The 14,337-nt window shown below is 42.6% G+C and carries 12 protein-coding genes; 9 read left to right on the forward strand and 3 right to left on the reverse strand.

The window, feature by feature from the left end; translation table 11 throughout:
- The first annotated feature begins 6 nt into the window (after positions 1–6).
- The 4 genes from MHH54_RS01545 (at position 7) to MHH54_RS01560 (ending at position 4,475) form a co-directional block, all read left to right on the forward strand.
- The gene (locus MHH54_RS01545; RefSeq protein WP_034620783.1) at positions 7–1,488 is read left to right on the forward strand and encodes an amidase; all 1,482 of its coding nucleotides are present in this window, start codon (positions 7–9) and stop codon (positions 1,486–1,488) included.
- 37 nt (positions 1,489–1,525) lie between these two features.
- Entirely contained in the window at positions 1,526–2,089 is a 564-nt protein-coding gene (locus tag MHH54_RS01550) for a TetR/AcrR family transcriptional regulator (RefSeq protein ID WP_003217172.1), read from the forward strand.
- Positions 2,090–2,169: 80 nt separating this feature from the next.
- Positions 2,170–3,192: a quercetin 2,3-dioxygenase gene (locus MHH54_RS01555; RefSeq protein WP_003217252.1), complete on the forward strand. Its 1,023-nt coding sequence runs from the start codon at positions 2,170–2,172 to the stop codon at positions 3,190–3,192.
- Between the two features lie 149 nt (positions 3,193–3,341).
- The gene (locus MHH54_RS01560; protein WP_003217107.1) at positions 3,342–4,475 is read left to right on the forward strand and encodes a zinc-dependent alcohol dehydrogenase; all 1,134 of its coding nucleotides are present in this window, start codon (positions 3,342–3,344) and stop codon (positions 4,473–4,475) included.
- 165 nt (positions 4,476–4,640) lie between these two features.
- Here the strand turns inward: MHH54_RS01560 and MHH54_RS01565 are convergent, their stop codons facing one another.
- Positions 4,641–5,075 (reverse strand): MarR family transcriptional regulator, encoded by a 435-nt coding sequence (locus MHH54_RS01565; RefSeq protein WP_050943332.1) that lies wholly within the window; start codon positions 5,073–5,075, stop codon positions 4,641–4,643.
- A 261-nt stretch (positions 5,076–5,336) separates the two neighbouring features.
- Between MHH54_RS01565 and MHH54_RS01570 the strand changes: the two genes are divergently transcribed.
- From MHH54_RS01570 to MHH54_RS01585, 4 genes are all read left to right on the forward strand, one after another.
- A complete protein-coding gene (locus tag MHH54_RS01570) occupies positions 5,337–6,845 on the forward strand; it encodes an AMP-binding protein (RefSeq protein ID WP_003216982.1) in 1,509 nt (502 codons plus the stop codon).
- Between the two features lie 66 nt (positions 6,846–6,911).
- Positions 6,912–8,294, forward strand: coding sequence for an amino acid permease (locus MHH54_RS01575; RefSeq protein ID WP_003217256.1), 1,383 nt, complete (start codon positions 6,912–6,914; stop codon positions 8,292–8,294).
- A 100-nt stretch (positions 8,295–8,394) separates the two neighbouring features.
- Positions 8,395–8,760 (forward strand): VOC family protein, encoded by a 366-nt coding sequence (locus MHH54_RS01580; protein ID WP_003217104.1) that lies wholly within the window; start codon positions 8,395–8,397, stop codon positions 8,758–8,760.
- Positions 8,761–9,068: 308 nt separating this feature from the next.
- Positions 9,069–9,929 (forward strand): alpha/beta hydrolase, encoded by an 861-nt coding sequence (locus tag MHH54_RS01585; protein WP_106029660.1) that lies wholly within the window; start codon positions 9,069–9,071, stop codon positions 9,927–9,929.
- Between the two features lie 161 nt (positions 9,930–10,090).
- On the opposite strand, the gene MHH54_RS01590 is transcribed toward MHH54_RS01585, so the two are convergent.
- Positions 10,091–11,518, reverse strand: a complete 1,428-nt coding sequence (locus tag MHH54_RS01590; RefSeq protein ID WP_003216901.1) for an alanine/glycine:cation symporter family protein — start codon at positions 11,516–11,518, stop codon at positions 10,091–10,093.
- A 33-nt stretch (positions 11,519–11,551) separates the two neighbouring features.
- Entirely contained in the window at positions 11,552–12,532 is a 981-nt protein-coding gene (locus MHH54_RS01595; RefSeq protein ID WP_003217260.1) for a glutaminase, read from the reverse strand.
- A gap of 517 nt (positions 12,533–13,049) precedes the next feature.
- Between MHH54_RS01595 and MHH54_RS01600 the strand changes: the two genes are divergently transcribed.
- A complete protein-coding gene (locus MHH54_RS01600; RefSeq protein WP_003216917.1) occupies positions 13,050–14,336 on the forward strand; it encodes a sensor histidine kinase in 1,287 nt (428 codons plus the stop codon).
- Position 14,337 lies beyond the last annotated feature (1 nt).

Below are 14,337 nucleotides of genomic sequence, written 5' to 3' on the forward strand. Positions count from 1 at the left end.
ATGCTGATGAACGTAAAAGAGTATATGACGTATGATGCGATTGGCTTGGCGGCACTTGTACGGAATAAGCAGGTAACGCCAGACGAGCTTGTACAAGCTGCATTTGCTAGATTGAATGAGGTCAATCCTGAACTAAATGCGTTGATTCAGACAAGACAAGATCAAGTATTAAAAGAAATCAAGACATTACATACGAGTCAGCCGTTTGCGGGCGTTCCATTTGTACTGAAAAATATATCGCAAGGGCTGGAAAATGAACCGCTGACAGCAGGAGCTGCATTATTAAAGGATGTAAAGGCAAAAACGGACTCCCACTTTGTCCAGCGATTGAAGCAGGCTGGATTTCTCATGATGGGACATACAAACACACCAGAATTCGGATTAAGAAATGTAACAGAACCTGCTTTACATGGTCCAACGAGGAACCCTTGGCATCCTGACTATTCTCCTGGCGGTTCAAGCGGCGGGACGGCAGCAGCTGTTGCGAGCGGCATCGTACCTGCTGGTGGAGCAAGTGATGGTGGAGGGTCCATTCGGATTCCAGCATCCTTTACAGGTTTGTTCGGTCTCAAACCAACAAGAGGAAGAACGCCGGTAGGACCAGGCGCAGGAAGGCAGTGGCAAGGGGCATCCATTGACTTTACACTTACAAAAACAGTGCGGGACAGTGCAGCCCTTCTTGATCTGCTTCAAGTCATTCAGCCTGAAGCGGCTTTCCAAACGCCATTATACGACGGCAGCTATCAAGAAGATCTAGTGAAACGTACATCTTCTATGCGAATTGCTTACAGTGTAGAATCTCCAGTTGGTACGAAGGTCAGTGAGGAAGCGAAGCAGGCGGTGCAGCAAACAGTGAAATGGCTGAGTGATCAAGGGCACCAAGTAGAAGAAGCAGGGCCTGCAATCGATGGGATTCATCTGATGCAGCAATACTACGTCATGAACAGCGGAGAAATGTCTGCACTATTCACGTCCTTGAATCGTTCATTAGGACGTCCAGTCAATCCGGAGGAAACAGACATCGTGGCATGGGTGTTGGCAGAGGCTGGCAAGAATGTAACCGCTGCTGCTTACACAGAAAGTCTTGATGCATGGGATATGGCGGCTGCACAAATGGCGTCATTTCATCAAACCTATGATCTCTTTGTGACACCAGCGACTGCCTATTCAGCTCCTAAGGTTGGTGAGTTGATGCATTCGAAAGAAGAAATCACAGAACTTTTACGTGTGTCATCTCTCTCAATGCAAGCGCAGCAGGATCTCATTTATGACATGTTCTTAAAGAGTCTGACCTACACACCATTTACACAGCTTGCCAACTTAACGGGTCAGCCTTCTATGAGCGTTCCTGTTCATCTCACTAAGGCGGGCATGCCTTTAGGGGTACAGGTCACAGCACCTAAGGGGAAAGAGGATTGGCTGCTTCGGCTTGCAGCAGAGATGGAGACATCCTCGATTTGGAAAGGAACAAATCAACTCATACGTTGAAACGACATTGGTCTATGGAGGGAAAGGAGTGTCACACGTGAGTACGAAGGATAGAATTATTCAAACGGCCGCACTTCTTTTACGCAAACAGGGGTATCATGCGACAGGATTGAATCAAATCATTAGAGAGAGCGGCACGCCTAAAGGATCTCTTTATTATTATTTTCCAAACGGAAAAGAAGAGCTAGCCATAGCAGCCGTTGAATATATTAGTCAAAAGGTCATCAATCGAATTGAAGAAAGCTTTGCCTATTCGGATGATCCTTATATCGCCATCGACCGCTTTATGACAAACATCATCCGGGGATTTACGGAGCAAGAAAATGAAAGAGGCATTCCGATTGTCTTGCTGGCGGCAGAATCCAAGCCAGAACATACGCAGCTTCATACTGCATGTAAACAAGAAATGATCCGCTGGCAAAAGCTTGTGAAAGAAAAGCTCATGAACAGCGGATATGAAGAAAACAAAGCGGATGAGCTGGCTTCTCTCCTTCATTCAATGGTGATTGGGGGTCTATCGATGACCACCGCACTCAAACAAACGACCCCGTTAGAACATGTGAAATGTTACCTTAGACACTTATTTATGCGAGAAGAGTAAAATCTCTCGCATATTGTCTATCTATTATATCAATTGGTCTATATAATAAAGATAGTCAATTAGTCATGAGGAGTGATGGGATGTCGGAGCAACCGCAATCGATCAAGCAATCCGAAGGAACCTCTTTTTATACCGTGTCTGGTTCAGGGAAACTGTATGGGCTGGAAAATCAGCTTGTTCATGTGCTGGCAGAAGTAAATCAAACGAATCAGCTGTTTGAGCTTGTCTTAATCACAGGTGGGAAAGGAGCTTATTTTCCACTTCACTGTCATGAGCACTTATTTGAAACCATTTTTGTGCTGGAAGGAAAGCTTGAAGTGATCTTGGACGGTAAAAAATATATGGTCACAGCCTTCGATTATATTCATATCCCACCCAAAACGATCCATGGCTACAGAATGCATAGTCACAAAACAAGATTTATTTCATATACGTTGGGCGGACAAATGACAGATGTCTATCAGCAAATTGGGAAAAGGCTTCAGCGGAACGAATGGCCGATGACCGATCATGCTTTCGATGCAGACAGCTTTGAACAAGCTGAAAAAGAAAGCGATCTCATATTGATGCATGGTATCCGGCAGCTGTCAAATACAACTAAGCCCTCCGTTTTATTTCATAGTCAGCTCCCTCAGGCGGTGCAGCCCTACGTATTAGAGGCTGGTGAAGGGAAGCAATACATTATTGATGGTCAGCTTCATGAGCTGATCGCAACAACAGAAACAACTGGAGGCGGGTTCAGTCATTTTGTGATTGAAGGCGCGAAGGGAAAGTATTTTCCTCCGCATTATCATCAAGTACATACAGAAGCACTCTATTGCGTTGAGGGAAAAATGAATCTTCAATTGAACGGAGAGGATATATGCCTGATGCCGGGTGACTTTGCCTATATACCGCCGGATACAATTCACTCTTATAAATTCGTGTCCCATTCTAATAAATTTTTGCTTTTACTGCTCCCTGGAAAGATTGAGCAGTTGTATGAGCAATTTGAAGAATCACAAAGCCCGAGTATATGTCCTTATTTTATTCAAGAAGGGAACTTAATGATTGATCGAGAGACTTCCTCTCAATATGATTTGGTCTTTATCGAAAAAGGATAAATATGTAACGCGTTACACATGGTTGAATAAGCGCCTGTCGAACCGATCGACGGGCTTTTTTGTTTTTTAATAATCCTGATCTGATGCATGAACCATCCATTCAAGGTGAAGCTATGTACAGATGATTTTCGCTAAAGGAGGAAATGCATGTGAGAGCTGTTACTTATCAGGGGAAAAATAGCATTGCAGTGAAGAAAGTAGATGCGCCATCTATTCAAGATCGGGAAGATGTGATCATCCGAATGACATCAACAGCAATTTGTGGATCTGATTTACATTTGTATCAGGGGAATTTCCCGCTTCCAATCGGCTACGTGATTGGGCATGAGCCAATGGGGATTGTGGAGGAAGTTGGCCCGGATGTCACGGCAGTAAAAAAGGGAGACCGTGTCGTTATTCCATTTACCGTTGCATGTGGTCAATGCCAATATTGTCATCACCACTTAGAAAGCCAATGCGACAACTCAAACCCGCACTACGATTCGGGTGGACTTTTTGGATATAGTGAGAAATATGGGAACTACCCTGGAGGACAGGCAGAATATTTACGCGTGCCTTTTGGGAACTACACTCCGTTTAAGATCCCAGATGATTGTGAGCTGGAGGATGAACAATTGCTGTTCTTATCGGATGTTCTTCCAACTGCTTATTGGAGCGTGGAGCACGCCGGTGTGAAAAAAGGTGATACGGTCATTGTGTTAGGCTGTGGACCTGTTGGGTTAATGGCACAGCAATTTGCATGGCAAAAAGGGGCAGAACGTGTGATTGCGGTCGATTATATTGATTACCGTCTGCGACATGCAAAGCGGATGAGCGGCGTAGAAGTATTTGATTTTACAGAAGATCCCGACATGGGAGAAACGTTAAAGGAGCTGACCAAAGGTGGAGCCGATGTTGTGATCGATTGTGTGGGAATGGACGGGAAGAAGTCGCCGCTTGAAAAAATTGAGCAGAAACTTAAGCTACAAGGTGGAACGATCGGACCGATTCAAATTGCCACAAAAGCCGTCCGTAAATGTGGAACGGTGCAGATGACGGGTGTGTACGGAGGCCTATATAATATGTTCCCATTAGGTGCCTTTTTCGCAAGAAACGTCACCCTGAAAATGGGGCAGGCCCCGGCGAGAGGCTACATGTCAAAGCTCTATCAAAAAGTGACAACCGGTGAAATTGATCCTAAAGCGATCATCACACACCAATTGCCGTTAGATGATGCCGCTCATGCATATCACATATTTAATGATAAGAAGGATGATTGTATAAAGGTCATCTTAAAGCCATAAAAAAGAAGGCTTAGGAATTCTCCTAAGCCTCAGCGTGTAGACAAACCCTCGCATTCGGTGTCAGGTCTGCGTTCCGGTGCTCACGAATCTAAATTCGCTCCGCTCCGGTACTCGTCCTTCCTAGACTGCAAAGGTTGAAAAGAGGAAAAAGGCTTAGGAATCTTCCTAAGCCTTTAATGGCTCGTCCATCATTTTTTCGATTAATTCAAAAAACGTTTTTTTATCTTCTTCTGAAAGGTGGTTGAACAGCTGATTGACAAGCAGCTGGCGGTTGTCGATCATTTGTTTTGCAATTTGTTCACCTGATTCAGAGAGTTCAATCCATACAGTGCGGCGGTCATTATTATTTCGAGAGCGGATAATCATCCCTTCATCTTCTAAGTGATTGAGAGCGGTTGTTGTTGCAGAGGGAGATAATGAAACTTCCTGCAGAATATTTTTCACAGTACATGATTGATGACGATAAATGATGCGTAAAATAAACCCTTTCACATTCGTGACGTTTTTCGGAATGTTCTCTTCATCTATTTGTTTCGTCGCCTTTAAATACTTTGTCAGCGCATGGTCTAATAAACTTGCCTCTAGCTCGAAATGTTGCATTCTCCATACCTCTTTTCCTATTGCATTCGCATTTTCCGATCAATTACTAGGTCTATCTTATCATAATAGTTATCATCATTTAAACCAAAATGGAAGACGGCTATAAAATTACCTATATTATCAATTAATATAAAGAACAATTCCAAATTGAAATGATTTTACTTTCAGCTGGTTTTATTTTAGAATGTGAATGAGATAAAATCTGCCAACCCATTCACTGGAAATTGGCTATTGTAAATCAAACGTTTGGAGATGAAGATATTGAATACATTACAGGCATTACTTAACGACAGAATGGAACGCTCTTCACAAATTGAAGCGGTAACTGGCGGGGGTGTGTCTTATACATTTGAAGAATATGCAAAGCGTATTGACCAGCTCGCTCATTACTTACATCAAAAGGGGATTCGAAAAGGGGACCGTGTTTGCTTTATTTGTCAAAACCATCATCACTTTTCAACGATTATGCTGGCAGCCATTAAAGCAGGTGCAGTCGCAGTTCCGCTTAGCTGGCAGCTTACTTCTTTTGAGCTGGAAGGTATTTTGAAAAAAGCAGAGCCAAAGGCTTTATTTTTTGACCGTGAATTCCGTGACATCATTGCGGCAGTGAATGTGTCTTTAGAAAATTGCCTGATGGTGGAATCCGGTGTCAATGCGAAAACAACACAGCTGTTTGAAGACATGTTGGCTTCAAATGATGGAAGTAACCTTGCTGAAGAGGTATCAGAAGAGGATCTAGCGATGATTTTATTCACCTCTGGGACAACGGGAAATCCAAAGGGCTGTATGGTCGGACATGGACGAATCTATCAATTTTTAACAAGACATGGGAATCGAGGATTCGATCTGAAAGGAAAACGGTACTTGGCGAGTCACCCTCTGTATCATATGAGTTCGATTAATCATCTAATCGCAGCTGCGATTGAAGGATATACGCTTGTCTTCTTACATGATGCAACACCGAAGCGCATTTTAGAAACGATTGAGAAAGAAAGAATTACGTTCATGATGGCTTTCCCATCAGCTTACACGTACATGCTAGAAGAAATGAAACGCGGTTCGTACGATCTTTCATCTTTTGAAATTGCGATTTCTGGCGGTACGAAGGTGCCGGTACGCTTAATTAAAGATTACAAAGAAGTAGGCATTCAGATGATGCATGGCTATGGAAGTACCGAAGCATGGGTTGTGAGTGCGTGGCATCCAGCGATGGGCGAGGATAAAATGGGCTCTGCAGGTAAAGTGGATCCGGATGTAGAAGTGAAAATCATGCACCCTGAGACAGAGGAGACATTGCCAGCTGGAGAAATTGGCGAAGTCGTTATGAGAAGCCCATTCTATTTTCTAGGCTACTATCATCAGCCTGACGCTACAGAGAAGGTGCTGAAAGATGGCTGGTTCCATATGGGAGATGCAGGCTATCTAGATGAAGACGGTTTTCTTTTCATCACAGGGAGATACAAAGATGTGATTCTGTACGGTGGGGATAATATCTACCCTGACCAAGTAGAAGAGGTCATTGATCAAATTCCAGGTGTGATTGAATCAGCTGTCATTGGGGTGCCAGACGAATTATATGGTGAAGTGCCAAGTGCGTATATCGTAAAAGACGATTCTGTCGATTTTTGCGAAGAAGATGTGGTGAACTATTGCCAGGAACGTTTGGCAGATTACAAAGTGCCCTCCATTCATTTCACACAGGAGCTGCCAAAAAACAAGCTTGGTAAAATCATGAAGAAAGATTTACGTGAATTGGTTGTGAATGCGTAGTACCTATTCTGCTATAATGAAATTTGAATGATTTTTTGTTTTTCTAACGTTTTGGAGGGAAAGGGTTTGCGACATATTCTACGTAAGAAACACATTCACGATTTGTTAGAACAGAGCAGGCAGCAAAAGGTAAAGAAAACGCTAGGCGGGCTCGATCTCACGCTCCTTGGTATAGGGGCAGTGATCGGCACGGGGGTCATGGTGTTAACCGGAATTACAGCGGCTAAGGATGCAGGGCCGGCTGTCATTTTTTCCTTTGCCATCGCAGCGATTGTGTGCAGTTTGGCAGCACTTTGCTATGCAGAAATGGCTTCAGCACTGCCTGTATTCGGCAGTGCGTACATTTATTCATATACAACGATGGGTGAGCTTGTCGGGCATCTAATGGGATGGACGTTATTGTCCGTTTATATGCTGACTGCTTCAGCTGTCGCCAGTGGCTGGTCGAGCTATTTCAACAGCTTGCTTGAGGGGTTTGGAATTTCGATTCCCCATCAATTTTTAGCGGGACCTGAACAAGGCGGATATATGAATCTGCCAGCCATTATCATTGCCTTACTGATTGCGTGGATCTTATCTAGAGGAACGAAGGAAAGTAAAAAATTCAATAATATCATGGTGTTTGTGAAACTCGGTATTATTGTTCTTTTCATTGTAGTAGGCGGGTTTTATGTACAGCCATCCAATTGGCAGCCGTTCATGCCGTTTGGTGCAGAAGGCGTCATTGCTGGTGCTGCTGCTGTGTTTTTTGCCTTCTTAGGATTTGATGCGATTTCTGCTTCTGCAGAAGAGGTGAAAAATCCACAGCGGAACCTGCCAATTGGCATTATTGGCTCATTACTCATTTGCACGATCATTTACATTGTCGTTTGTTTGATTATGACAGGTATGGTGCACTATACAAAACTGAATGTCACAGAGGCGATGTCCTATGTCTTGCAAAGTGTACATCAAAATAGTGTAGCCGGTATTATTTCTGTCGGTGCGGTCATTGGATTGATGGCTGTGATTTTCGCCAATAATTATGCAGCAACTCGAATTGCCTATGCGATGGGACGAGATGGTCTTTTGCCGAAAGTGTTTTCGAAAACAAACAAAAGCGATACGCCTGTTGCAAGCATATGGATGATTGGCGGCATGACAGCTGTTATTTCAGGGTTTATTGATTTAAAGGACTTGTCCAATTTAGCGAATATCGGTGCTTTATTGACGTTTGCAATGGTGAGTTTATCTGTCCTCATTTTGAGAAAGACACATCAGCAGCTTGAGAGGGGATTCCGGGTTCCATTTGTGCCGGTCTTGCCGATTATTTCAATGGGCTGCTGCTTGTTCCTTATGTTCAACTTACCAGGCCGGACGTGGCTTTACTTTGGTGTTTGGCTGTTAATCGGTGTTTTCATGTACGCAGCGTATTCAAACAAACATAGTGAATTAGCGAAATCTTCATGAGAAAAAGGTGCAAATCCGTTGACGATTTGTGCCTTTTTTCATACGATTTGGGATAAGCTATAAAAGAGAAGATGGACGGAACAAGAGGAGGATGAGGGGTATGATTAGTGTTAGTCCTTATATTGTGGTAGACGATGTGAAGGAATCTCTTCAATATTATCAAGGGATTTTTGGCGGTGATATTCATATTTTAAATGAACATCAAGACCGTGTGCTGCATGCAGAACTGCACCTTGGAGAATCGCTGCTTCACTTTTCAGATACGTTTGACCGCACACCAAAGCCCGAGAATCTCAGATTGATTATGCAGTTTGACAATGAAGAAGAACTAAAGGCTGTATATGAAGCGCTAGAAGCTGATGGAGATGTACTGGTCGAATTACAGGATACGTTCTTTGGCGCCCTTCACGGGCAAGTACAGGACCGCAAAAATGGGTTGATCTGGGTGCTGAATTATATGAAATAAACCAAGACCTTCACCTTCGTGAAGGTTCAGCGTGTAGACAAACCCTCGCATTCGGTGTCAGTCCTGCGTGCTGGTGCTCACGAATGACAAATTCGCTCCGCGCCAGTACTCGTCCTTTCTAGACTGCAAAGGTTTTCTATCACGCTGAAAAGAAGACAAAAGGCTAAAATCAAGATCATTTTAGCCCTTTGTCAACAATCTGGACCTTCACCTTCGTGAAGGTTTTTTTGGGAGTGCTTTTATTTTCTGAAAAATGGGAAATATGCTATGTTGGAAGAATAAAGAACAAGGAGGAAGGTGGCAAAGGGATGGAGCAAATTGAATTTCAATCAATCCAAACAAATGGTGTAACACTTCACACAGCAATGGCTGGACCTGAGGATGGCCCGCTGCTTATACTGCTACATGGATTTCCTGAGTTCTGGTACGGCTGGAAGAATCAAATTATGCCCCTAGCCGAGGCAGGTTATCGTGTCGTCGTTCCTGATCAAAGGGGCTACCATCTAAGTGATAAGCCAGAAGGAATCGAATCCTATGTATTAGATCAACTGAGAGATGATATTGTAGGGCTGATTAAGACGCTTAGTCCGAATCAAAAGGCGATTGTGGGTGGTCATGATTGGGGCGGAGCAGTTGCTTGGCATTTGGCATCCACACGTTCTCAATATGTAGAGAAACTAATCATTGTCAACATGCCGCATCCGCGGGTGATGATGAAGGTTCTTCCATTTTATCCCCCGCAGTGGAAGAAGAGCTCCTATATCGCATTCTTTCAGCTTCCGAATGTGCCAGAGGCAGCTCTTCAGGAAAATCACTTTCAAAAGCTGGATGAAGCCATTGGGCTGACTGCAAGACCCCATTTGTTCACGAAGGAAGATGTATCAAGCTATAAGCTGGCTTGGACGCAGCCAGGTGCCATGACCTCAATGCTGAATTGGTACCGCGCCATCAAAAAGGGCGGCTTTGAAAAGCCGATATCAAAGCGCATTTTAGTACCTGTTCGCATGATCTGGGGGATGGAGGACAAGTTTTTAAGCAGAAAGCTGGCGAAGGAAACGATGAAGATTTGCCCAAATGGACAACTAATTTTTGTTGATGATGCTTCTCATTGGATCAATCATGAAAAACCAGAAGTGGTGAACAAACTCATACTCGAATTTTTGAACTAAAGAAAGAAGCTCTGATCAGAGGGGGAAACTCACTCTTGTCCCCATAGAAAAAACACCTCCATGTTTTTTCGGATCACAACGATCCGTTTTCAAACTTGAAGGTGTTTTTTATTTGTCTCATCTTATGGGGTCAGTCCCAAGAGGACCAGAGCTTTTTTGATTTAACCGATTCGATTCTTTTTCAACGAAGCAGGTTCGTCGTCCCAGCATTCAATTTTCTCATTGTTTGGAACGACATTTTTATAAAAGACAGGATCCTTGCCTTCTTTTTTCTGTCTCGTATAATCCTTCAATGCTGCAAAGGCGACCTTAGACAGCATGGTGATGGCGATGAGGTTGACGATGACCATGAGTCCCATGAAGAGATCGGCTAGACCCCACACGAGAGGAACAGTAGCAACTGCACCGAAAAGAACCATTCCAATAACGGCAATTCGATAAATGTTAAGCCAAACTTTGTTGGCTCCAAGGAATTCAATGTTCGTTTCGCCGTAGTAATAGTTACCGATTAATGTACTAAAGGCGAATAGGAAAATCATGATAGCAAGGAATCCAGAGGCCCATGGTCCAATGTGCTGACTGAGTGAAGCCTGTGTTAATTCAATTCCTTGCAGGTTCGTTGTTTTGTATGCATCAGAGAACAGGACAAGGAAGGCTGTGCTTGTACAAATAATTAATGTATCTGTTAACACGCCAAACGCCTGAATTAATCCTTGTTTTACAGGGTGACTTGTCACAGCTGTTGCTGCTGCGTTAGGTGCACTACCCATACCAGCCTCATTCGAGAAAAGACCGCGTTTAATCCCTTGTAATAATGCGCCGCCTAATGTTCCACCAGCAAACTGTTCAAACCCGAAGGCGTGTTTCACAATCGTACTGATGACACCAGGAAGTTCAGTGATATTTGTCACAATAACAAAGAATGCAATTCCGATATAGGCTAGAGCCAGCACAACGACAATGTATTCAGAAGCTTTTGCAATGGCTTGGATTCCCTTGAAAATAATTGCTGCAAAAATAACAGCCATCACAATACCGACTGTTAAACGGTCTAATCCAAAGGAGTTTTCAAAAGCGACAGTAATTGTATTTGATTGCACCGCATTAAAGACGATTCCAAAAGAAATTGTAATCAGAATCGCAAATAAAATTCCCATCCAGCGCTTGTTTAACCCTTTTTCCATGTAATAAGCAGGTCCACCGCGGAATCCTGTTTTATCTTTCACTTTATACACTTGGGCTAATGTACTTTCAACAAAGCTTGAGGCAGAACCGATAATGGCTACGATCCACATCCAGAAGATTGCGCCAGGTCCACCAATTGCAATGGCGATGGCAATCCCTGTAATATTCCCTGTTCCTACACGTGCCGCCATACTGATGGCAAATGCTTGGAACGGTGATATCCCTTCTTTTTCTTTTCTTCCTTCTTTCAGGACACGCACCATTTCTTTAATCATTCTCACTTGCAGGAAGCGTGTTCTATATGTGAAGTAGACACCAACTCCAAGTAACAGAGCAATGACAATATAAGTCCAAATAAAATCATTTGTATGTGTTAAATAAGATAGCAAAGCTTTTTCGTTCATAACATCACCTCTTCGAATTCATGACTGTTCATTTTAAAAAATACTGAGATCCCACTCTTTTGCGAGCTTTTTCAGCATCATGACACCGGTAATACTATTTCCGCAATCGTCAATGGCGGGACCATAAATGCCGATTCCGCAGCCTGTTTGAAATGGGAATTCTCTTCTTGCGCTTGGCGGAACGCAAGCCATAATTCCTCCAGACACACCACTTTTGGCTGGAACGCCTACGAAAGCAGCAAAATTACCAGACGCATTATACATGCCGCATGTCAGCATCAATGCCTTTGTTAGTCTTGCGATATCCTTTGGAATGACTTGGACCTGTTTAAAGGGATGATAGCCATCACTTGATATAATCAGCCCAATCAAGGCGATGTCCTCTGTTGTAACCTCGATGGAACATTGCTTTAAGTACACTTCTAATGTGTCCTCGACATCTGATTCTAAGTAATTGGTTTCTTTTAAGTAATAAGCAAGAGCACGGTTGCGGTGCGCAGTTGCCCATTCTGATTGATAAACCTCTTCATTAACAGAGGGACGCTTACCTATTAAGTTTTCGATTAAATCGAAAATATATGCTAGCTTTTCTGTAGAAGTCTTTCCGGGAAGGATGGAGGATACGGTAATAGCTCCAGCATTAATCATTGGATTAAAGGGCTTCCCTGGTTTATGCATCTCAAGACGGTAGATGGAATTAAATGCATCACCAGTTGGCTCTACATCTACCCGGTCCAAGACGTATGGTACGCCTCTTCCTAAACAGGCAGCTATAAAGCTGATGACTTTTGAGATACTTTGCAGGGTAAAGGGAACGTCCCAATCACCATATCGTACAGATGATCCGTCTGGGCCTATCACGCTGATACCAAGTTGAGAGGAATTCACTTTTCCGAGTGCTGGAATGTAGCCAGCATTCTGTCCGTTTTTGTAATACGGACGTATTTCTTCTGCCCATTGATTAACAGAAGACTGGCATGCGTGTTGTGTATTATTAGAAATTGCTGTTTTCATACGATTCCTCCAATCAAAAATCAAAAAGTACCCTATTGAATTGGCGGATGACAAAAAATGCGATCAAATAGGCACGAAAACATGTTACACATCTTCAAAGAACTTGTCATGCGCTGCTTGTACCACTCCTTTACACCTAAATATATGTTGAAATGAAGGCTTTGGCGGCGAAAAAACAAAAAGGGTTTTTAGTGAAAATTCAGAAAACGCTTACATATAGTTTCACTAAAATTGTTCATTCAATTTATCTTGGAAACTACACAATCTGACGAAAATCTACAGAAAAACTTACAAATAAAAATCGGTTTGTCGATCATTGTCTAAACAATTCCCATTATTGTAGACAATCACCAAAATGCTGAATAGCTGAAAGGTCACCATGGCGCCTCGGTGAATAGTCATAAAAAAGGATTTTGAGGAAAGAAGGAGCCGTGAAAATTATTTTTTTGTACGTTGTGAAGAAAAGAGTCTCCTTGTATACTGTGGCTATGCAAAAAGGGGAAGGGATGTCAGTCATTTGAGTTTAAACCAGCTTGTTAAAAAAGACGCATTCATATTAATTTTTATGGTGGTTATTGTGCCGCTTGCAGGAGAACTGAAGTTTTATCCTGTGAATGAAACGTTCCGGATCAGCTTTGGGGCACCTGCGTTTTTCTTTTGTTTATTACTCTTAAGGAAATCTAGACCGTTCTTGCCCGGGTTTTTAACAGGCGCAGCCATTGTGCTTTTTCGAGTAGGTTTAGATCTGATGCAGCATCATGCTGATCTCGCTACATCATTTTATCAGCAATTCCCAAGTTTCTTTTTTTATTTTACATATGCTTTCTTGTTCTTTGCCGTCCGTACGGGACGTTTTAAACAGCGTTCTATTTTTATTGGGATCATTGGTCTCATGATTGAATTAGTGGCTGATTTTGTTGAGCTGTTTGTACAATTTTTAGTGTTTGATACGACGATGACGCTATCAAAGCTGAGTGATATGTTTCTCATTGCGTTTGCTCACAGCTTTGTCGTAATCAGCTTTTTTAATATGATGAAGCTGTATGAGGCACAATCAAGAGAGAAGCAGATCATGAAACAAAATGAGCATATGATGATGGTCATTTCAAATTTATATGAAGAAACGGTTCATTTAAAGAAAACGTTAAAACATACAGAGCATATTACGCAAGAATCATACAGGCTTTACCGTCTCTTGCATGAACACGAAGCAGGGAAGAAAGTGAGTCAGGAGCTGTTGAAGCTCGCAGGAGAAATCCATGAGGTGAAAAAGGACAATCAACGTATTTATGCTGGGCTTTCGAAGCTGATTTCTAAGGAAAATATGCAAGACTATATGAAGGCGGAAGAGCTCGTTCAAATTGTCCTTCGCATTCAAGAAAAGTATGCGCTCTCTCTAGGGAAAAACATCTCCTTTACATCTGATATAAGAGGCATTCATTTGCATGATTATCATGTGTTCATTTTCTTATCGCTCATTAATAATTTAATGGCAAATGCGGTTGAAGCCATAAAGGATGACGGAATGATCTCACTCGTATTGAAAGGAAGTCATGATAAAATAGAGATTCGGATTGAAGATGATGGCCCGGGGATTCCTGAAAAAATGAGAGAAATAGTATTTGATCCAGGCTATACTTCTAAATTTGATGCATATGGAACACCATCAACTGGGATTGGCTTATCCTATGTGAAAGAGCTGGTTAAAGAGCTTGGCGGTACAATTAAAATCGAACAAAGAGAAACAAAGGGAACGGCTTTTCAGCTACTCCTTCCTATACAAAATTTAATACAGAGAGGGTGAG

The organism is Bacillus sp. FSL K6-4563 (genome assembly GCF_038630405.1).
Classification (GTDB): Bacteria; Bacillota; Bacilli; order Bacillales; family Bacillaceae; genus Bacillus; species Bacillus pumilus.

Bases quoted from the DNA above. Each gene is read 5' to 3' on its own strand.
- MHH54_RS01545 (WP_034620783.1), top strand. From the start codon at position 7: ATGAACGTAAAAGAGTATATGACGTATGATGCGATTGGCTTGGCGGCA.
- MHH54_RS01555 (WP_003217252.1), top strand. From the start codon at position 2,170: ATGTCGGAGCAACCGCAATCGATCAAGCAATCCGAAGGAACCTCTTTT.
- MHH54_RS01565 (WP_050943332.1), bottom strand. From the start codon at position 5,075: ATGCAACATTTCGAGCTAGAGGCAAGTTTATTAGACCATGCGCTGACA.
- MHH54_RS01580 (WP_003217104.1), top strand. From the start codon at position 8,395: ATGATTAGTGTTAGTCCTTATATTGTGGTAGACGATGTGAAGGAATCT.
- MHH54_RS01585 (WP_106029660.1), top strand. From the start codon at position 9,069: ATGGAGCAAATTGAATTTCAATCAATCCAAACAAATGGTGTAACACTT.
- MHH54_RS01590 (WP_003216901.1), bottom strand. From the start codon at position 11,518: ATGAACGAAAAAGCTTTGCTATCTTATTTAACACATACAAATGATTTT.
- MHH54_RS01595 (WP_003217260.1), bottom strand. From the start codon at position 12,532: ATGAAAACAGCAATTTCTAATAATACACAACACGCATGCCAGTCTTCT.